The 16,779-nt window shown below is 60.0% G+C and carries 26 protein-coding genes; 9 read left to right on the forward strand and 17 right to left on the reverse strand.

The genetic code is table 11. The annotated features are described in order from the left end of the window. Positions 1–2: 2 nt before the first annotated feature. The 17 genes from AC1VVG_RS26565 to AC1VVG_RS26645 all read right to left on the reverse strand — a co-directional run bounded on the left by AC1VVG_RS26565 (position 3) and on the right by AC1VVG_RS26645 (position 10,336). The gene (locus AC1VVG_RS26565; RefSeq protein WP_482836726.1) at positions 3–218 is read right to left on the reverse strand and encodes a hypothetical protein; all 216 of its coding nucleotides are present in this window, start codon (positions 216–218) and stop codon (positions 3–5) included. A gap of 20 nt (positions 219–238) precedes the next feature. Then, a complete protein-coding gene (locus tag AC1VVG_RS26570) occupies positions 239–748 on the reverse strand; it encodes a Gp37 family protein (RefSeq protein WP_482836727.1) in 510 nt (169 codons plus the stop codon). Next, positions 748–1,218, reverse strand: a complete 471-nt coding sequence (locus AC1VVG_RS26575; RefSeq protein ID WP_482836728.1) for a gp436 family protein — start codon at positions 1,216–1,218, stop codon at positions 748–750. The genes AC1VVG_RS26570 and AC1VVG_RS26575 overlap by 1 nt, the downstream gene beginning before the upstream one ends. Continuing rightward, complete coding sequence (locus tag AC1VVG_RS26580) at positions 1,215–1,769, reverse strand: DUF4376 domain-containing protein (RefSeq protein ID WP_482836729.1); 555 nt, start codon at positions 1,767–1,769, stop codon at positions 1,215–1,217. Before AC1VVG_RS26580 ends, AC1VVG_RS26575 begins: the two co-directional genes overlap by 4 nt. 57 nt (positions 1,770–1,826) lie before the next feature. Continuing rightward, entirely contained in the window at positions 1,827–2,486 is a 660-nt protein-coding gene (locus tag AC1VVG_RS26585; RefSeq protein ID WP_482836731.1) for a hypothetical protein, read from the reverse strand. 35 nt (positions 2,487–2,521) lie between these two features. Next, positions 2,522–3,568: a hypothetical protein gene (locus AC1VVG_RS26590; RefSeq protein ID WP_482836732.1), complete on the reverse strand. Its 1,047-nt coding sequence runs from the start codon at positions 3,566–3,568 to the stop codon at positions 2,522–2,524. 2 nt (positions 3,569–3,570) lie between these two features. Beyond that, positions 3,571–3,897, reverse strand: a complete 327-nt coding sequence (locus tag AC1VVG_RS26595) for a hypothetical protein (RefSeq protein ID WP_482836734.1) — start codon at positions 3,895–3,897, stop codon at positions 3,571–3,573. Next, a complete protein-coding gene (locus tag AC1VVG_RS26600) occupies positions 3,890–4,117 on the reverse strand; it encodes a hypothetical protein (protein ID WP_482836735.1) in 228 nt (75 codons plus the stop codon). The genes AC1VVG_RS26595 and AC1VVG_RS26600 overlap by 8 nt, the downstream gene beginning before the upstream one ends. A 47-nt stretch (positions 4,118–4,164) precedes the next feature. Next, a complete protein-coding gene (locus AC1VVG_RS26605; RefSeq protein ID WP_482836737.1) occupies positions 4,165–5,265 on the reverse strand; it encodes a hypothetical protein in 1,101 nt (366 codons plus the stop codon). 13 nt (positions 5,266–5,278) lie between these two features. Further along, on the reverse strand, positions 5,279–5,557 hold the full coding sequence (locus AC1VVG_RS26610) for a hypothetical protein (RefSeq protein WP_482836739.1): 279 nt from the start codon (positions 5,555–5,557) through the stop codon (positions 5,279–5,281). 3 nt (positions 5,558–5,560) lie between these two features. Next, complete coding sequence (locus AC1VVG_RS26615) at positions 5,561–5,845, reverse strand: hypothetical protein (protein ID WP_482836740.1); 285 nt, start codon at positions 5,843–5,845, stop codon at positions 5,561–5,563. Then, a complete protein-coding gene (locus tag AC1VVG_RS26620) occupies positions 5,842–6,066 on the reverse strand; it encodes a hypothetical protein (protein WP_482836741.1) in 225 nt (74 codons plus the stop codon). The genes AC1VVG_RS26615 and AC1VVG_RS26620 overlap by 4 nt, the downstream gene beginning before the upstream one ends. Before the next feature lie 12 nt (positions 6,067–6,078). Further along, a complete protein-coding gene (locus tag AC1VVG_RS26625) occupies positions 6,079–6,969 on the reverse strand; it encodes a Mu-like prophage major head subunit gpT family protein (protein WP_482836743.1) in 891 nt (296 codons plus the stop codon). Positions 6,970–6,986: 17 nt separating this feature from the next. After that, positions 6,987–7,388 (reverse strand): hypothetical protein, encoded by a 402-nt coding sequence (locus AC1VVG_RS26630; protein WP_482836744.1) that lies wholly within the window; start codon positions 7,386–7,388, stop codon positions 6,987–6,989. Between the two features lie 39 nt (positions 7,389–7,427). Continuing rightward, positions 7,428–8,558, reverse strand: coding sequence for a phage protease (locus AC1VVG_RS26635; protein WP_482836746.1), 1,131 nt, complete (start codon positions 8,556–8,558; stop codon positions 7,428–7,430). Between the two features lie 377 nt (positions 8,559–8,935). Next, the gene (locus AC1VVG_RS26640; protein WP_482836747.1) at positions 8,936–9,412 is read right to left on the reverse strand and encodes a hypothetical protein; all 477 of its coding nucleotides are present in this window, start codon (positions 9,410–9,412) and stop codon (positions 8,936–8,938) included. A 123-nt stretch (positions 9,413–9,535) separates the two neighbouring features. Continuing rightward, positions 9,536–10,336, reverse strand: a complete 801-nt coding sequence (locus tag AC1VVG_RS26645) for a helix-turn-helix domain-containing protein (protein ID WP_482836749.1) — start codon at positions 10,334–10,336, stop codon at positions 9,536–9,538. Between the two features lie 120 nt (positions 10,337–10,456). On the opposite strand from AC1VVG_RS26645, the gene AC1VVG_RS26650 reads away from it, so the two are divergent. From AC1VVG_RS26650 to AC1VVG_RS26690, 9 genes are all read left to right on the forward strand, one after another. Further along, complete coding sequence (locus AC1VVG_RS26650; RefSeq protein ID WP_482836750.1) at positions 10,457–10,699, forward strand: DNA-binding protein; 243 nt, start codon at positions 10,457–10,459, stop codon at positions 10,697–10,699. A 106-nt stretch (positions 10,700–10,805) separates the two neighbouring features. After that, positions 10,806–11,117 (forward strand): helix-turn-helix domain-containing protein, encoded by a 312-nt coding sequence (locus tag AC1VVG_RS26655; protein ID WP_482836751.1) that lies wholly within the window; start codon positions 10,806–10,808, stop codon positions 11,115–11,117. A 9-nt stretch (positions 11,118–11,126) separates the two neighbouring features. Then, entirely contained in the window at positions 11,127–12,128 is a 1,002-nt protein-coding gene (locus AC1VVG_RS26660) for a hypothetical protein (protein ID WP_482836752.1), read from the forward strand. Continuing rightward, positions 12,109–13,896 (forward strand): hypothetical protein, encoded by a 1,788-nt coding sequence (locus AC1VVG_RS26665; RefSeq protein WP_482836753.1) that lies wholly within the window; start codon positions 12,109–12,111, stop codon positions 13,894–13,896. The genes AC1VVG_RS26660 and AC1VVG_RS26665 overlap by 20 nt, the downstream gene beginning before the upstream one ends. After that, the gene (locus tag AC1VVG_RS26670; protein ID WP_482836754.1) at positions 13,890–15,080 is read left to right on the forward strand and encodes an ExeA family protein; all 1,191 of its coding nucleotides are present in this window, start codon (positions 13,890–13,892) and stop codon (positions 15,078–15,080) included. The genes AC1VVG_RS26665 and AC1VVG_RS26670 overlap by 7 nt, the downstream gene beginning before the upstream one ends. A gap of 28 nt (positions 15,081–15,108) precedes the next feature. Beyond that, the gene (locus tag AC1VVG_RS26675) at positions 15,109–15,456 is read left to right on the forward strand and encodes a hypothetical protein (protein WP_482836755.1); all 348 of its coding nucleotides are present in this window, start codon (positions 15,109–15,111) and stop codon (positions 15,454–15,456) included. Between the two features lie 30 nt (positions 15,457–15,486). Further along, entirely contained in the window at positions 15,487–15,792 is a 306-nt protein-coding gene (locus AC1VVG_RS26680; protein WP_482836756.1) for a hypothetical protein, read from the forward strand. Positions 15,793–15,823: 31 nt separating this feature from the next. Beyond that, the gene (locus tag AC1VVG_RS26685; RefSeq protein WP_482836757.1) at positions 15,824–16,441 is read left to right on the forward strand and encodes a DUF3164 family protein; all 618 of its coding nucleotides are present in this window, start codon (positions 15,824–15,826) and stop codon (positions 16,439–16,441) included. Between the two features lie 32 nt (positions 16,442–16,473). After that, the gene (locus AC1VVG_RS26690; RefSeq protein WP_482836758.1) at positions 16,474–16,695 is read left to right on the forward strand and encodes a hypothetical protein; all 222 of its coding nucleotides are present in this window, start codon (positions 16,474–16,476) and stop codon (positions 16,693–16,695) included. The last annotated feature ends 84 nt before the right edge of the window (positions 16,696–16,779 follow it).

The raw sequence follows: 16,779 nt of genomic DNA on the forward strand, positions 1-16,779 counted from the left end.
GCTTACGCTCCTTTTTTGTCGTCAGATGCCGACGCGGTTGGCATCGTGGCCGGCTGGCCCGAGACCACGCGAACGGGAGTGAGCCGACCAAGCGCCTTCAAGGTCTGTACCTCTTCGCAGTCGGGCAGCTCAACCTGAGTTCCGTCGAACAGCATGATTTCCTTACCGCCGGTAAATGTGAGTCCGGTTGCAGGACCCTTATAGATGAAACTCGGCATTGCGCCCTCCAGTAAAAAATTCAAGCAGGTACGTAGTTGATGTCCGAAAGCGGGGTTCCTGCACCGCTGCTGCTGTCGACCCATGGCCCGGCGGGCTCGTCAACGTCCTGGACGATTACGACCGGAACCTGTACGACAAGCGCATAGGCAAAGACGCCCTCGCCGTAGTCGATGAAGTCATCACGTACCGCCAGCGTGATCCCCGCCGACGCCTCGAGGCGCTTGCCGCAGGTGGCCCGGCGGGCGGTTTCGATCAAGTCATATGCGCCCGCGTTGTCGCGCAGTGTTCGCGAACGGATCGTGATCTCGAATTCAAGCTGCGTAAGGTAGAACACCGACGAGGTGCTTTCCGGCTTGTAACGCGCGCCCTTGTAGATCACCAACACGTCGCCCGCACCCGTGAGCTTGTAACCTTCTGGCCGGGTCGGCCAGCTCTCGACTTTCAGCCACGGCCGCGCATCTCCGGGATTCGTGAAGGCTGGTGTCAGCTGCGCGATCAGCCCGGCTTCGATCTCTGCCAGCAGTCCCATTACCGATGTCTCCTCGCGAACGGATCGCTGCAACGGCCAACGCTGAACTGCGCAGCACCTGGCGATTGCGACGCATCCTTAGGTTCGACGGCCTGGCCGCCCTTGAGCAGCGCGCCATTGATTTGAATGTCCCCCGTGCTCATGAGCTTGAGCATCTTGATCCAGTCCTCGTAGCGCTGCCGTGCGTCCTTGATGTCGTCGTGAGGCCGCAGCGTCTGTGCGCAGTAGATGGCGATCTCGCAGCACGCCCGGATCAGCACCGTGGGCGTGGCAAGCGGCGTCAGCAGCACGGCGTCCGTGAGCGGCAACTCATAGCGCATCGCCAGATACCCGTCGATCTCCGCGCTCGCATCGTCGAGCGCCGCCTGCAAGCGCTCCGGAATCACGGCCTGGTTCGTTTCGTCCGTAACGGCAATCAGATCACGATCGAGATAGCGCGTCTGCAGATCGGCGACACTCGCATAGCTCATGATGGAGATGCCTCCGTCCATTGCACCGACTGAATTGCGGCGTACGTCGCGGCGGCATTCACGGCAGCCTTCAGCGTCTGCAAGTGCGCAAATGCGACCACGCCGGGAGCAGCCATCGCCAGCGCGAGTCCCTGCATATCCGCATAGGTGAATGGAACATGCGTGTTATCTGCCGCGACCCAATAGAAGCCTGCTGGCGTGGCTCCGACGGACTGGAACGCGGCCAGCATCTGCATCAGGTTTCCGACACTGTCTGGATCGGCCTGATACGTCTGCGTCACGCCGCCCTGACTGGTGTAGCTGACCGGCTGCAGGATCGCGTTGTCGTATGCGGCGCGCAGTTCGGCATTCCGTGCGGCCCGTGCCGACGCCAGCTCGGTCGAGTTCATCAGACGCACGATCCACGCATTGTTCGCGACGTCCGCGACAACAATCGAATTCGGGTCGCTATTGACCGGCGGCGCAACCGTGAGGCAGAACTGCGCCGAGGCCGTATCGGCCACTTCGCCTGCGTACCGCAGTGTGTCCGGGTAGTAGAGGTATTTCGTCATGGTTGATGGTCCGGGCGTAGCTCCAAGCTCATGTCGACTCGGAGCTACGTCACGCCATTACTGACCGAGCGACACGCTCACTTCTTCCCAAGACAGGCTGGCTTTCACGATGTGCGTGGTGCCGGTTGCCTGGGCAAAGATGCCGAGGATTGCACCCGGCGGGACGATGACGTCGCCTGCGGTTTCCTCGTCCGTCGTGTAGATGCCCGCACCAGCTGCGATTGCCGCCGGACCGCCGATCTGGCGAAGCTCCGACACCGTGAGGGTCGTGCCAGCCAGGGCGGCGTTCGCGATCACTTGCGCCTTGCCACCTTGTTGCAGCGTCGAGGCTTGGACGCCCTTGCTGCTCGCGCCGGTGTAGTTGGCCGCCTGGCCGTTGAGGTAGCCGTAGATGAAACCACCACCCGGCGTGCCAGAGAGCGTCAGTACCTTCGCGCGATTGATAACGAGGTTGACGCCCGAGTTGACCGGGTTCAGCAGGCCGAGCACCGGAATCGCTGCACCGGCTGCCGGAAGCGCCGCGCCGATTGCATTCGCGGCAACCAGCGTCACGCCCGCGCCAGCGGTATTCGCGTGAAAGTTATTACCATTGAGTGAGGACTCCGCGTAACGACCGTGCAGCTCGGACACGACCAACTCACCCTGCGCCGACATGCGGACAGTCGGATTTGAACCCTTCGCAACCGCTTGCTGACCTACCTGACCTTGTAAAAGCATGACTACTCCTTCGCTGAAAAATCAAAAGTGGATTACTAGATCGCGCTGAAATCCTGCCTCAGCGTTGACGGGTCGTCCTTCAGGCGTAGCTCATTCGCCCACATTGCGTTGGAGACTGAGACCTCCTGGAGGATCTGGGAAAGCAGATCGATCACAACGTTGAACTGCTCGTAGCTGATCACCACTGCCGTACTCGAATTGCCCTGTGCCCCTCCCGTCGTCAGATTCGAGACAGCCACGGAACCGCCGACCTGTTGCGTCGCCGGGAAATTGGTCACGTGAGCCAGTGCGCCGCCGTCGGCGTTGAGCGCCGGTTGGAGTGCAGCAATCGCGTTAAGCTGCGTCAGCTCGCTGTTCTCGATGGTGGCAAGCGCGGTTTGGAGCGCGCTGATGTTTGAACTCGTCGCGAGCGGATTCAATGCCGAGACAATTTGCGCAAGCGTCGCACCGCCGCCCAGCGTGGTACCGAGCGCGGTGACGTTCGTCGCAATGGTGCTCAGCGTCGACAGTTCGGTCGTGGCCGCCGTGTTCAGGGACGCCAGACTCGAAATCATGGTCGCTTGGCTGGCGGCTGTCGCGCCGGCCTGCGTCGCGGTCTCGATCGCGGCAAGTGCGGTGTTTCCGGTCGTCACCAACCCCTGCAGGTTCAGATCGTCCGCATGCAGCGTCCCAAGCGCCGTATTGCCCGTCGAGACTAGGGTCTGGATGTTTGCGAGGGCAGTGGACAGCGAAGCCGTCTGGGCCGCGATAGTGGCCTCCGAGGCGTCGCCGCTTGCCACTGACGACTGGAGCGCGTTGACCGCGCTCGTTACCGCGTTGACGGCAGTCGTCACGTTGCCCACTGCCGTATTGATGGTGGTCAGCGTCGAGTTCGAGCTTGTCAGATCGGCATGCAATTGCGCGACGGCGGCCTGCACGGCAGACACGGCCGTCGTTGCTGCGTTCACGGCGGCCGTGACAGCCTGAACCGAAGCGTCGAGTGCGAGGGGGCCTGCTGCGGCCGCCGCCTCGACACTCAACGGGTTTCCGCTGGTGCCTAGCGAGTTGCCGTTCTGATCAATCAGCTGTACTAGCGCAGTCATTTTTACAGTCCTTTTCCGATCTGATACCCGATAACGAATCTGCCCTGAAACTTGCCCATCTTCGGCTGCAGGTCAAACCGAATGTGGCCTTCCATCGGCGTTGCGAAGACGTTCACCTGCTCGAGGTAGATCTCCTGTGTCGAACGGCCGTCCGACGGTGTCACTCCAATCACCTGAGCGGTAACGAGCGATGACGGCGTTACCTCTGGATCGGTTGCGGTGACGGTCGCATCGACGACGAAACTGGGACCCACGTCGATCTCGACCTGCTTCCCAAACGCGACTTGCCCGTCAATTTGCTCGGAGGCGTTAAAACCTGTTCTAGACATGTTTCGGCTTCCTTGCTCGCACCTGGGAGGCGAGCTCGGCGCGTGCGGATTCCGCGGTACGAACGCGCGTCTTCAACGCCTCGATCAGGGCTGCGTCTTCGGTGGCCTTCTGCTGCAACTGGTCGCACCGGATTTCAAGCAGCATCACGTTGGATTGCAGCGTGCCGAGTTCCGTCTGCATGCGGCCAAGCCAAAGGCTATTGATGTCGGAATTGCTCATCTACGACTCCATGGAAAAGCCCCAGCCCGGAGGCTGGGTCCAGAGCGTTACTTGAAGTAGTAGGCGCGCAGTTTGTCGCCCGTCACCGGCGCGAACAGCGTCGTGATGTCTTTGCCCGAGATCGTGTAGTCGTTACCCACGCCCGGCTCGAGCGTCTGGCCGTTCAACTGCAACTGGAGACCATAGGCGTTGGGATTGGCGAGCGTGAACGACGTGTTGGTCCCATCGATCACACCGGCCGGCGTTTCGTTTTCGACGATGTCGCCGTATTTCACGAAGCCGCTGCCCGACGTGTTGTCGACGGTAATTGCACCGGTATCCGCGACCGTCGCGTCGCCCGATGCGGTTACCCACGTCGGCTTGTTCGATGAATTCGTGACCATGATCTGGCCGTCGGAACCGCCCGAGAGAGCAACGCCAGACGCGCTGACACCAAGCAGACCACCCGGATCTGCCTTGACAATGATCTCGTCGGCCGAATTCAGCGTTATACCGCTGTTACCCGTGATATTCGCTAGGATTTGATTGCCGCTCTTGTAAAGACCATTTCCAGCGGTAATCTGGTTGCCGGAGGTATCCTGCGTCCACATCGTCGCCGTCGTATCGACGATGATCTGTTCGTTGGTCGCGACCGGCATACAGATGTACTTCGTACTTGCGCCGCTCGTGCCTTCGTCGACGATCACGTATGTGCCTTCGTTCTGCGTGCTGCCCGACGCATAGTCGGCCGAACGTGCCCATGCACCAGCCGCCGCTACCCAAAGACCGTTTTGTGCCGCGTTGTTTTGACCGATCAGCAGCACGCGATCACCAGCTGCCAGCGTTACTTCGTCGATCGTTTGCAAACCGGTCAGCGCAACGTCCGAAATGGCAATCACGCGAGCCGAATTCTTGAACGTCAGACCGTTCGCCAGGCTGTCGACATATGTCTTCGTCACCGCATCCGAGCCGTTAACCGGCACAGCCAGGTTATTGAGCCCGAAGCCGCCCATGTTCAGCGCGGCTGCCATAGGGACCGAGCCGTCCGACTTCACGAACAGCGGCCCGTCGATGAGGCTTGCCGTTGGAACAATCGCGCCGGCAGCCATGGCGCTCCAAGGCACAGTGCCGGGGCGAAGCTGAGTACCGCGAATAAGAGTAAGTGACACGATCTCTCCTTGATTACTTCCAGTAGGTTATTGTCAACACGTCGCCCGAAACGATGCCCATTTGGACAGGGATTTTGACGCTCCCTGAGCCAGCCAGAAGCGAGCTTCCCGACTGCCGGACACCGTTCACGAACACAGAGATGCTGTGCGCCGCCACGTCAATTGGGATGGCCTGGGGACCATCGGCAGTCGCGGTGAAATCGAACTCGTGCTGCCTCTGTCGCTCCAGCCTGAAAAGCCGTCGAAATATCCCGAGCGCGGCGGCGTCAAGTAGGGTCTTCTCAATCGACATGGATTACGTCCACGCTGTGGTGGATAGCAGATTCCCGGACGCATCCCACGTCAATGTCTTCGTCTGGCTCACACCGTTCAGCAGCCGTGTCATTGATGTCGGATTGTTATTGCTGTCGTAGGAAATCTCCGTAATGGCATAGTCCTCTACTGCGATCAGGATCTGCTGCTGCGTGGATTCCAGCGCGCCGCTGGCGCCGGCGGCGGTCGTCTTCAATGCACCCGTCTCGTCGACAATAACGTCGACGTAACACGCATTGATCGGGTCCCACGCCTGCAGCGCGCTCATGCCTTGTCCTGGCCTTTAGGCTGCTCCGCCGTTTCGACCGGCACGTCGACTTCGGAAACGGAGAGCCACGGATCCGACTTCAGCGACTCGATTTGCGGCTTCGTGAGTTCGCTCAGCGGGATGTCCGTTGCTTTGCGGCCGAATGCGCGGCCGATTGCCCGGTAGGTGTCACGTCCGGTCGTCGGCACCACGCGCAGCATCTTGACGATCGTCTTGGCCATCTGCTCCTCCTGTTAAGCGAGATACGGTGCGACGAGCACGTCGCAGCTCTTGTAGTACGGGTTCGATGCACCGTTGGCGAGCCGCTCGACCATGATGGTCTGCAGTGCCTGTTCTTCGAGCGCAGGCGGCACGATCATCAACGAGGGCTTCGCGTTGAGCGCAGCACCAGCGTCGGACTTGATGCTCATCATGTTCGATCGTGCGTGCGCATAGCTGTCGGTGTTCAGCGGCTGGGCGCTGCGAGCGGCGAGCTGCCACAGACCGAAGCCGACATTCATCCGTGCGTCAACGCCGTAGAGCAGCTCCTTCGCCATGAAATTGCGCAGGTCGTCAATCTTGTCGAGCGCCACGAACTGATAATCGCGGCGCATCTGCACGATCATCGGACGGATCGCCTTGCTTGCGTCGATCAGATACCAGGGCGTTGCCGTGCCGCCCATGTCATTGGAAAACGACTTCTCGTGTCCTTGCGCGCCCACCGGGTGATCGGTCGAGAAGAACGGCTGGCCGTCATAGCACAGGCTCGTGGTGCCCTGTTTCAGCAGGCTATAGACGAGCATGTCGGGATGGCGCTTTGCATCCTGGCCGAGCTGAGCGAACAGTGGCTTGTAGACGCCGTACTGGTCGTCGTCGATCGAATCGCGCGAGACGCCCACGGTGTTCTCGTACGACTTGTTCGTGATCGAGAAGCCGTGTTGCGTCAGGTTCTGGATCACACGATCGCCGAGCCATTCTCGGAACGCCGTGGTTTGGCCGAGCCACGGATAAACGGACTGGGACGTGTTCGACTCCGTACGCATCGCGAAACGATCCCACTGCGTGTCGGTCTGCGTGAACCATTCCTGGAAGACCAGGTTGAACGCCTGAGTGAGCGCAGCGTAATTGGCTTGATTAAGTTCCATGCTGTAGAAGTCTCCCGTTAGATTTCGATCCAGGCGTCGCCGTTCGCGTCAATGTCGCGCAGCACGCCAGCGAGTGCCTGACCGGCCTTGCTGACGGTCGAGTCGTCGAGCGCGTGCGCCGCGCTGCCCAGGTCCTTCAGCGTGTACGCATTGTTGGGATCGTTCGTGAAGCGAAAGCACCCCCTGCGCACCTTGATCGTGACTGCGCCGTCGACCAGCTGCAGCGTGTTGTCGAGGCGCTTTTCGTTCACGCCCACTACCGTTTCCGTCGCTGCCCCCGTGCATGGCGCTGCGAAACCGGTCGTGCTGTCGACGGCGACCATCGCACCAACAAAGAAGAGCTTCGCGGCCTTGGCCGGATAGTCAAAGGTCACCGCTTCACGCCGGGGCGTATCGCGGTCACTAATCGCTGCAGTCATGTGTCCTGCTCCTGTTTCGTGAGAATCGTGAGGGTGTGCTCAGACGCCCTTGCCGAGGGATTGGGCGAACTTCGCCTGGTCGAGCCCGAGGCGCTTGCAAATTGCGCTCTGGTCGGCCGAAAGCGCGGCGGTCGATGCGCCACTCGGGGCAACGCCGCCCGTCTGCATGCTGCCGAGCGCGGCGAGCGGTTGCGCGACCTCGAGGTACGACTTGAGCGCCGCAATCGGCTGCTTGCTCCAGTAGTCTTTCTGCGGGGCGAGGATGCGACCATCCGACAGCGCCGCCTCCATCAGATCGTTGCGCTCGCCATCTTCGAGTTGTCGTGTGAGCGCGGCCACCTGGTTTTGCATCGTGACGAACTGATCCATCGGCACGAACTTCGCGGGATCAGGAGCACCGCCTGTCGGGGTCTTCGAACTGGCTGCTGCGAGCGCCGTCTGCGTGTCGGCCAGGTTCTGGCGAAGCGATGCGAGATGGTCGACGAGCGACACCCCCGCAGCAGCCGTCGCCGTATCGCCAGCGATCATCGATTTGATCTTGTCCAGGTGCGTGCTGATGTCGTCGGCTGTCGCCGTCACAGGCAGGTTGAGCAAATAGCGAAGCCGCTCGAGCAGCTCGTCCATGGGGTTCTCCTCAGAGGGGTGAATGGAAAGTGCGGCGATCGCGCTGGCTGCCGCGAGCGCGGCCATGCCATCCAGTGCGGGGGTGTTGGTAAGCGCGACGTTGACGATGTTGGAGACTTCGCCCGTCTTCGTGCTGTACGCGAAAAGCGGACTCGTATAGCGGTACTCGCCGGCCTCGATCATTTGGCGCGCTGCTGGCGTCCATTCGATATCGGTTGCCCAGATGCCGTCGTCGCGCACTTCGAGCGTCTGGAACCAGCCGGCCGCTGGCGCTGGCTTGCCGTTGTCCTGGGCGCGAAGCACCTGATGCTCGTAGTCGAAACAGTAGGGCGTGGTGCGTGCAGTTGCTGCAGCAACGAGGCGTTGGCCGATCTCCGGCGTCATTTTCCAGGCGCGGCAATCGGTGGGACGACCGCTTCCGTCGTCCGAGCGAAACTCGCCCATCGGGAATATCTGCGCACGGCCCGCGAGAGACGCCTGCACGTCGAGTGCGCAAGCGGCAAAGCCGACGGTCGGCGTGCGGGATGAGGAGGCGTTCGGTTTCATGCGCCCACTTTGCCGGGGCGCGCTGCGAGCAGCCAGTAAAGGCTTTTAGTGTTTATCGGCTGGCGCGCGCACTACAGTGGGCACCGTGCAAAGATTGACCGAAGTGCGGGGAATTTGAGGTGTCGGCGTGGCGCGTCCCACGTCGGTCACGTCGACTGGCAGCGATAGTTGGCATGCCGATATTTCGTGGCATAGCCAGCCTGTTTAACGGCGTTACAACAGGCTGGCGACGGCGAGTGGGTATGTCGGGCGCATCGCGCGAGAGAATCGTTTAGAACGCCCAGAAATGCGGGGATACAAACGAGATATCGACGGACTGCAGCACCGTCGAACCAATTGCACATGGTGCGATGGAAACCTTGAGTGTGGCAGTGAGGTCATTCATCTCCAGCCGTAATTTCGCCGGACCGTCTCGCTCGACACGGGAAGCCGGCAACGCAAACCCATGCCTTCGATACGATCAGTTTCTCTGTGTCGCCTTTGAATACGCCAAATTCGTCGCAAGACTTGCGAGCATTGACGATCGCAAAGCCCTGACCTTGTGTTCTGTTTACGACCTCAATACGATCGACCTTCGCGTTTCCCCACCCACGCTTCGGATCTAGCCAGATTGCTCCACATGTAGCCTCAATGGCCGCGTAAAAAATTTCATGATTAACGGTCACTCTGTCCATGATGATCCTAAACGCGCCGTTTTCGAGAGTGCCTCCTCGGTTGTTGAATACATCAACGATTTTCTGGAGCGGCGCGGGTAACTGTTGTCCAACAACACTACCTGCCCAGCTCATAGTTGAGCTGGCGGCCAGAAACAACACTGAAGTAACTAATCTTCGGATAGTAGAACGGGCTGTCATTTTCGTCCTTCAAGTTATCGATCTCTGCGGGATAACGGCACTAGATCATATCGCTGCCGTCCGACAAATGTCCGGAAACCGAGGCATAGGTGCGAGCATATTGTGCGTATCGTAGCGGTAGCTCTATCTGGTACGAGTGCGCTTCCGCGCCGATACAGCACGGTATGTCCTGTCAAGATCTTCGTCCGATAGATCGGCGAGGGTCGCATCTTTGCGGATCTTCTCGAGGTATGTACTCAGCCAGACTTCATCGTCCTTCGTGTTGATCTTGATGTATGCAATTTTTCGCGTACGCCACGCCTTGTTATCAGCTGGTGGAGAAGGAGCAAGTGCATTTAGACGAGTAATCCATTGGCGCAGATATTTTTCCGCCTTGGGATAGTCGCTTGACGCTATCTGGGTATAACGGGTTACGCTGCAATGCGCATTGAGTGCGGCCCATACCGCTCGATAGCTGCTCGGTTTAGCTTTGAATCTCGCTTCCAGGTCCACGACTTCATGCACGAGATCGCTAAGCTGGTCGGCTTGGCTTTCGCTCACATAATTTTCCGCTGACTTCGTGGGCGAGTTGCTGGCCGGTGCATCGCGTGGTGAGTGGATGACATTGAATGTGCCGCCATGAATGTTCGCGAGATGCAGAACGTTGCCCGCCCCGCCATGCGCTTGATGAACCGTCGGCTGAGCCGCTCTCTCGGCTTCCGCGACGTTGTTCGATCTAATCCCGGCCAGAACATATTGAACGTCGACCCCCAGGGCGACAGCCTTCGCCAGGACCTCTGCGTTCAATGCGCTCTTACCGATCTCGTAAAGCCTAAGAGTCTCCCCGCTGATCCCTAGCTCGCGGGCGAACGAAACACGGCTGTACCCGATTCGTCCACGCTCCTCGACCAAGCGGATTGCGATATCTGCGCGCTCGATAGACATCAAATTTCCTTGCTATACCAAAGATCTTTGGTATATATTTGGTTCGCGCCGTTTGACAACGAACGGCTACTTAACAGTCACCTTTCCCGGTGCAACGCGCACCTGAAACGGAGCCACGCCATGTCACTACGCACGCCCGAAGAAGTCCGATCGGAACTTCGCCTGAAGGGTATCTCCATCACCCAATGGGCTATCGCTAACCGCTTTTCGCCAACGATGGTTTTCGAGGTGCTAGGCGGACGAAAGAAGTGTATCCGCGGCCAAGCACACGAAATCGCCATCAAGCTTGGCCTGAAGGAGGGTGAACTTTGCCCCGATCCAACAAAGGCTTTGCCGTCGGTCCAGCAGCGAGCCGCAGCTTAACGTTCGAACGTTCTGGCCCGGGATTATGCCTCTCACATCCCACATGTTGCAATCGCATTTCCGCTGGTAAAACCACCAGTATCCCCTGAATTTATTGAGGAGACGCATGGCTGCCGAACAAAAAACTACTAGTCAGTCCGCCGGCAAAGTACTCGACGTATTGAGCGTACTGCTGAACCACTTTGCGCACGGGTTGACTCCGTCGGAAATCGCCAAAGCGACCGGTCTTGATCCCAGCTCCATCACCCGATACGTCTGCACTCTTGAGGAAAAAGGATTCGCCGAACGCATCCCGGAAACCGGTCGCATCCGGCCGTCATCCTCTTTCGCACGTCATGCGGTATCGATCCTGCGTTCGCTCGACGCCGCCAAGTCTGCGCTGGAGTCGCTCCAGCGCTCCCTTACCACCCCTCTGTAAGGAGCTTCCATGGCTCGCAAACCCGCTGTCACCCAATCCGCCGCAATCGTCGTTTCCGAAGTTGAGATGCCCGGACTGCCGGGTGCAGTTGCAGCGCTCGATAGTCATAACGCCAACCAGTCGGCCGAGCTTGCCGAACGTGAAGCGGAGGTCCGTTCGATCGCCACGCGCCTGGGGTACCAGCTGCCGGCCGATGCCACCGATCCGGACCTGATCCAGCGTGATATCGCCGCGAACATGCGCAGAAGCGTGGAAGCCTGTCTCGAGGTCGGGCGGGGCCTCATGGTGCTCAAATCGGCGTGCGGGCATGGAAATTTTGTCGCCCGACTTGACGTGCTGGGACTGGATCGTTGTGTCGCGGCCAAATTTATGCACGCCGCCACCAAGTTCTCAAATGTGTCGACGTCGACACATTTGACCAAGGCTATCGGTAGCCAGTCGAAGCTTTTTGAAATGTTGGTCCTCGACGACGAGCAGATCGAAGAACTCGAATTGAACGGTCAGACAGGCGAACTGACACTCGACGACGTAGCAACCATGTCGGTCAAGGAGCTGCGGGCCGCGTTGCGCGAAGCGAAGGCCAAAATTGATTCCAAGGACGCGGTTGCCGCCAAGAACCAGCAGACCATTCAAGAACTACAGGAAACAATCGCTCGCACCCCTGCGCCGACGCCGGAGTTTCTGGCCGAGGAAGCGCTGACCCACCTAGATAGCGAAGCGTTGCAATGCGCCGCGAGCATCACCGCCGGCCTGCGCTCAAAAATGACCCAGGCAATGGTGACGATCGATAAGCATGGGGCCGACCGACACATTATCGAGCAGGCATGCGCCGCCGCACTTGGCCGCATCTTTGCCGCTGCACGCGGGCTCGTCGCGGACTTCGGCATCCTGCCGGAGGACGGTGAGCAGATCGATGCGAGCGTCGCGGGTGACGCGAGCTGGGCCGCAGTCAACGAGGCGCTGGCTGCGCAAAACGCTGCCGGCGAAGGTAATGGAAAACACGACGCCTGAAACCATGCCCGCTACCCCGCAACAGCAGGCGATCCTCGCCGACTATGCGGCGCGCATCGAGTCGGCCGCGCACGGTGCAAAGGGCGCGCTGATCGATGCTCTCGCCGCCGATCTCGGCACGTCGAAGCAGACTGCGCACCGATGGCTCGAACCGCATATGGCGCGCGACCGCAAGCGCCGCAGTGATGCCGGTTCGCTCACGCTGACTCTGGAGGAGGCGCGCGTTGTGTCCGCAGCGTTGATGGAGGGCTTCAGCGCGAACGGCAAGCAGCGCGGCAAGCTGACCGACCTGGTCGCGCAGCTTCGCGCGGCCGGCATGATCCAGGCCGAGCGCACCGACGCGTCGAGCGGCGAGATCACGGCGCTGTCCGACTCGAGCATCGCGCGCGCGCTTCGGGCCTATCAGCTTCACCCCGAGCAACTACGCACGCCGACGTCGCATGTCCGCCTGTCGAGTCCGCATCCGAACCACACGTGGGAGGCCGACGCGTCCGTGTGCGTTGTGTATTACCTGCCGCAAGGCGGCATCGGTATCCAGGAATTGAAAGACGGCGTTCACTACAAAAACAAGCCCGAGAATCTCAAAGCGATTGAGGCATTCCGGGTGATCCGATATGTGGTGGCCGATCATTGCTCAGGGACCCTGCGCTGGCGCTACTACCCGCACTCGGAGTCGGGCCAGCACACAGTGCGTTTCATGGCCTGGGCCATGGCAAAGAAGCCTCTGGCGTCTGATCCGTTTCACGGTGCGCCCCTGCATCTGATGGTGGATCCGGGGGCGACGGCTGCCGGGCTGGTGAAGCGTTTCTGCCGCCGGCTTGAAATCGACCTGATTGTCAATCGGCCAGGTAACGCCCGCGCCAAGGGTAGCGTCGAAAAAGGTCAGGACATCATCGAGTGCAAGTTCGAGTCAGGACTGAAATTCGTACGTCAGCAGGTGCGCTCATTCGAGGATTTGAACCGCCTCGCGGACATCTACCAGACGCATTTCAATGCCACCGCGATTCACTCGCGCCACGGCAAGACGCGTCTGGACAAATGGATGGAGATTCGCCCCGAGGAGCTGCGTATCACGCCGGCCGAGGACGTATTGCTGACCCTCGCGACCGACGAGCCGGAATCGCGGCGCGTGGATGGCGACATGACCGTGCGCTTCAAAAATCGGATCTGGAACGTGATCGACGTGCCGGGCGTGACGCGCGGCTGCACGGTACACGTTCACTGGCATCCCTTCGTGGCGGACACCGCGATGGCCGTTGTTACCGGTGCCGACGGCCGGGAAGTGCATCTGCCGTTGCCGGAGGTCACGAAAGACAGTAACGGCTTTCCGAGCACGGCGATCGAGATCGCCAGTGGCTACAAGGCGATGCCCGACACGGCGCTCGAGACGAACCGCAAGGAGGTCGCGAAGCTGGCGAGCGGCGAGGCAAAGATCACCGAGGCCGATGCGGTCAGGAAATCGCCCGGATACACGCCATTCGGCGGCGCATTTGATCCGTACAAGACGGCTCGTGAGACGCAACAGCCTGTCCGTCTGCCGCGAGCAGGAACGCCGCTTGACGTCGACACGCCGGTGGTCGTGGCGAAGAAACTGACGGCGACGCGTGCCGCGCTGTGGTTGCAAGAAAAGCTGGGCGATGCGTGGCAGCCGGAATATTTCGCGTGGCTGGACCAGCGGTTTCCGGATGGCGTAAGCGAAGACCAGCTTGAGCGGTTGGCCGCGCAATGGTCGGATGACGGCTCGGTGCGGGAGGCAAAGGCATGCTGAGGCTCGGGGAGATCATCCAGAAGCACCGGATTCAGCGTAGCGAACTCGGTCGACGTGTCGGACTCTCGCGTACCGCCGTGAGCCTTCTGGCGAACCACGGAACGTACCCGGCAAGTCGCCCCCGGCATGACGTGCAGCGCGTCTTGCGCGCTGCACTGATCGAGCTCGGTGCGAGCACAGAAGAAGTCGCAGGCGCATTCAACGAAGCGGCGGAATCCCGCGCTAACGAGATTCCGCCAGTTGTCCCACCCAAACACGACATTCAAAGTGAGAACGCCCATATGTTAATCCGAAAAATCTCTCTCAACCCGCATACCCTCGACTTCTTTCAGATGAAGCGCGATCCGCTGGTTCCGCCGCAGACCCGCGCCGAGGTGTTCATGGGGCGCGCCTTGCGTGTCGGCTACGAGCACATGATGACCAAGGCGCGGTATGGCGGCTTCCTTGCGATCGTGGGCGAATCTGGCGCGGGCAAGACTACGTTGAAGGATGTGCTGATCGAGGAACTGGCCGACCGCGCGGAAGTGGTCGTGATCGAGCCGATGATCATCGGGATGGAAGAAAACGACACGAAGGGAAAAACGCTGAAGGCGGCGCATATCGCCGAGGCCATTCTGCGTGAGGTCGCCCCATACGAACGGCCGAAACGTTCGCTGGAGGCTCGCGGGGTACAGATTCGCGACGCCCTGATACGCGCCATGAAGGACAACCCCAAACGTCGGCACCTACTGGTGATCGAGGAGGCCCATCGCCTGCCGATCCCGACGCTCAAGCATCTGAAGAATTTCTATGAGCTGAAAGCCGGCTCGCGGCAACTGATCTCGATTCTGCTGCTCGGTCAACCCGAACTCGCGCGTCGTCTGTCGCCTCTCGATTTTGAGATCCGCGAAGTGTGGCAGCGCTGCGAAATGGTGAAGCTCGAGCCGCTTAACAAGCAATTGCCCGACTACCTGAAGTTTCGGCTCGGTTCGGCTGCCGCCGCGTTCAAGCCTGATGCGATCGAGGCCCTTTCGGCGCGCCTGACCGATGCCGATGGTGAACGCTCCTATCTGTATCCGCTGGCCGTCGACAACTGGACGGCGGCAGCGATGAATGTTGCCGCGAAGATTGGTGCTCGTCACGTGAGCGCCGAGACAATCGAAGCCGCACACGCCGAGATCGTGCGTGAATACCGGTCCTACTGATTCCGCATCACTGAACGGGAGAATTCTGATGGAAGCGCATTTGCAACTGGTTCGCACTGAAGAGATGCCCCGCAGTCACGAATCGCGGGTGTTCACCGCCACTGTTCTCGAACGCCTCGCGCAACTAAATCATGCGGAGCGTGAGCTGCGCAGCATGGGCCTGCGCGTGGTGCAGGTGTCGTGGGGCGAGTCACGCCCGGTCGTTCGTATCGAGCGCGATGCCACGAAATCGATCGCGCCGCTGCTGGACCGGATGGGCGCCCGTTCGTTCCGGCCCGATGGCGACGCAACCGAAGTATGGGGTGTGTTGGACGGCATAACTGTGTGCTGGCGCGAGCTTGGCAACGCAGCGGCAAGCACGCCTCAACACGCCTGAATATCGAATACCTATCTGAAGGATTCCACGATGAAATCGAGCATTCTGCAAGGCCCGACCCTTGCCAATCCCGCAGCGTTCAATACGGTCGAAGAATTGCGTGAGCAGCTCACGCGAGCCAATGAAATCCTGTTTGATCAGTTCCTGCTTTCAGCCCAGCGCGACGACCTGATCAATCAGCTGGTCGTGTCTCACAACAATGTGCTCCTGGCACATATTGCCGGCAATTCGGATGGCATCAAGAGCTGTCTCGAAGCCTACCTGAACGAGCGGCCTCGCCTTCGCGAGAAGCTCGAGGAATGCGTCGAATCCACGCGCATTCGCAACGCTCACTGATTCCAAGCTTCCAATCTGATCGAGAGTCAAAATGACACAGCAGCATATTCCGGATGGCTACGTAAAAGACTCGCGTGGTCGTCTTGTTCCGCAGACAATGCTCAAGCCGATCGACCAGTTGCGCGATCAAACGATCATGCGGCTTGTGACACGTGGCAAGGCACTCGCCCAGGAACTGGCCGAGTTCAAGGCCGATGCGTTTGGCGACATCAGCACGTTCGTCGAGGTGAGCAACGAACAGTATGGCGTGCGGGTCGGCGGCACGAAAGGCAACATCTCGCTCGTAACGTTCGACGGTCGTTACAAGATCGTGCGCCAGATTTCTGAACACATCCAGTTCGATGAACGTCTGCAGGCCGCGAAGGAACTGATCGACGAATGCCTACGCGTCTGGACGCAGGGAAGCGATGACAAGATCAAGGCGCTGATCAACGAAGCGTTCCAGGTCGACAAGGAAGGTAAGGTGAACACCGGGCGCATTCTTGGCCTGCGGCGCCTTCGCATTGACGACAAGAAATGGGACACCGCCATGCAGGCGATCGTTGATGGTATCCGCGTGACGGGCACCAAGCCGTATATCCGGCTTTATGAGCGCGTCGGCGACTCCGACGAATACCAGGCGATCAGTCTGGATATAGCGGCGGTTTAGCCCCTGATCGCGAACGCATTGGAAAACACGATATGACGACCCGAAACACTACCGAGCTGATGCAGGCGATCGGTACACTGACAGATGCGCTCGGCGAGCTGAAAGTCGAGGCGACCGAGTTCCGGCTAACCGGCCAAAACGGCGACACGCTCGACGCTTCGATCGCGCGTGCCGATGTGGCGTTCTACGCCTCGCCGATGCAGCGACGGCCGGCGCGCATGATCAGTGAAATGGCGACGGAGGTGCAAGCATGACCGACACCACGATCATCATTCTCGGCCTGCTGTTTTTTGCATTCCTGTGCCGCAAGGAATTGTGGCGCGTGATCAGAGGCAAGT

It is taken from the genome of Burkholderia sp. L-4, assembly GCF_056856535.1.

Coding starts and splice junctions, on each gene's coding strand:
- AC1VVG_RS26680 (WP_482836756.1), top strand. CDS start 15,487: ATGAAATCGAGCATTCTGCAAGGCCCGACCCTTGCCAATCCCGCAGCG.
- AC1VVG_RS26630 (WP_482836744.1), bottom strand. CDS start 7,388: ATGACTGCAGCGATTAGTGACCGCGATACGCCCCGGCGTGAAGCGGTG.
- AC1VVG_RS26565 (WP_482836726.1), bottom strand. CDS start 218: ATGCCGAGTTTCATCTATAAGGGTCCTGCAACCGGACTCACATTTACC.
- AC1VVG_RS26675 (WP_482836755.1), top strand. CDS start 15,109: ATGGAAGCGCATTTGCAACTGGTTCGCACTGAAGAGATGCCCCGCAGT.
- AC1VVG_RS26645 (WP_482836749.1), bottom strand. CDS start 10,336: ATGTCTATCGAGCGCGCAGATATCGCAATCCGCTTGGTCGAGGAGCGT.
- AC1VVG_RS26615 (WP_482836740.1), bottom strand. CDS start 5,845: ATGAGCGCGCTGCAGGCGTGGGACCCGATCAATGCGTGTTACGTCGAC.
- AC1VVG_RS26590 (WP_482836732.1), bottom strand. CDS start 3,568: ATGACTGCGCTAGTACAGCTGATTGATCAGAACGGCAACTCGCTAGGC.
- AC1VVG_RS26580 (WP_482836729.1), bottom strand. CDS start 1,769: ATGACGAAATACCTCTACTACCCGGACACACTGCGGTACGCAGGCGAA.
- AC1VVG_RS26585 (WP_482836731.1), bottom strand. CDS start 2,486: ATGCTTTTACAAGGTCAGGTAGGTCAGCAAGCGGTTGCGAAGGGTTCA.
- AC1VVG_RS26635 (WP_482836746.1), bottom strand. CDS start 8,558: ATGAAACCGAACGCCTCCTCATCCCGCACGCCGACCGTCGGCTTTGCC.
- AC1VVG_RS26655 (WP_482836751.1), top strand. CDS start 10,806: ATGGCTGCCGAACAAAAAACTACTAGTCAGTCCGCCGGCAAAGTACTC.
- AC1VVG_RS26595 (WP_482836734.1), bottom strand. CDS start 3,897: ATGTCTAGAACAGGTTTTAACGCCTCCGAGCAAATTGACGGGCAAGTC.
- AC1VVG_RS26660 (WP_482836752.1), top strand. CDS start 11,127: ATGGCTCGCAAACCCGCTGTCACCCAATCCGCCGCAATCGTCGTTTCC.
- AC1VVG_RS26640 (WP_482836747.1), bottom strand. CDS start 9,412: ATGACAGCCCGTTCTACTATCCGAAGATTAGTTACTTCAGTGTTGTTT.
- AC1VVG_RS26570 (WP_482836727.1), bottom strand. CDS start 748: ATGGGACTGCTGGCAGAGATCGAAGCCGGGCTGATCGCGCAGCTGACA.
- AC1VVG_RS26690 (WP_482836758.1), top strand. CDS start 16,474: ATGACGACCCGAAACACTACCGAGCTGATGCAGGCGATCGGTACACTG.
- AC1VVG_RS26685 (WP_482836757.1), top strand. CDS start 15,824: ATGACACAGCAGCATATTCCGGATGGCTACGTAAAAGACTCGCGTGGT.
- AC1VVG_RS26600 (WP_482836735.1), bottom strand. CDS start 4,117: ATGAGCAATTCCGACATCAATAGCCTTTGGCTTGGCCGCATGCAGACG.
- AC1VVG_RS26610 (WP_482836739.1), bottom strand. CDS start 5,557: ATGTCGATTGAGAAGACCCTACTTGACGCCGCCGCGCTCGGGATATTT.
- AC1VVG_RS26670 (WP_482836754.1), top strand. CDS start 13,890: ATGCTGAGGCTCGGGGAGATCATCCAGAAGCACCGGATTCAGCGTAGC.
- AC1VVG_RS26620 (WP_482836741.1), bottom strand. CDS start 6,066: ATGGCCAAGACGATCGTCAAGATGCTGCGCGTGGTGCCGACGACCGGA.
- AC1VVG_RS26665 (WP_482836753.1), top strand. CDS start 12,109: ATGGAAAACACGACGCCTGAAACCATGCCCGCTACCCCGCAACAGCAG.
- AC1VVG_RS26575 (WP_482836728.1), bottom strand. CDS start 1,218: ATGAGCTATGCGAGTGTCGCCGATCTGCAGACGCGCTATCTCGATCGT.
- AC1VVG_RS26625 (WP_482836743.1), bottom strand. CDS start 6,969: ATGGAACTTAATCAAGCCAATTACGCTGCGCTCACTCAGGCGTTCAAC.
- AC1VVG_RS26650 (WP_482836750.1), top strand. CDS start 10,457: ATGTCACTACGCACGCCCGAAGAAGTCCGATCGGAACTTCGCCTGAAG.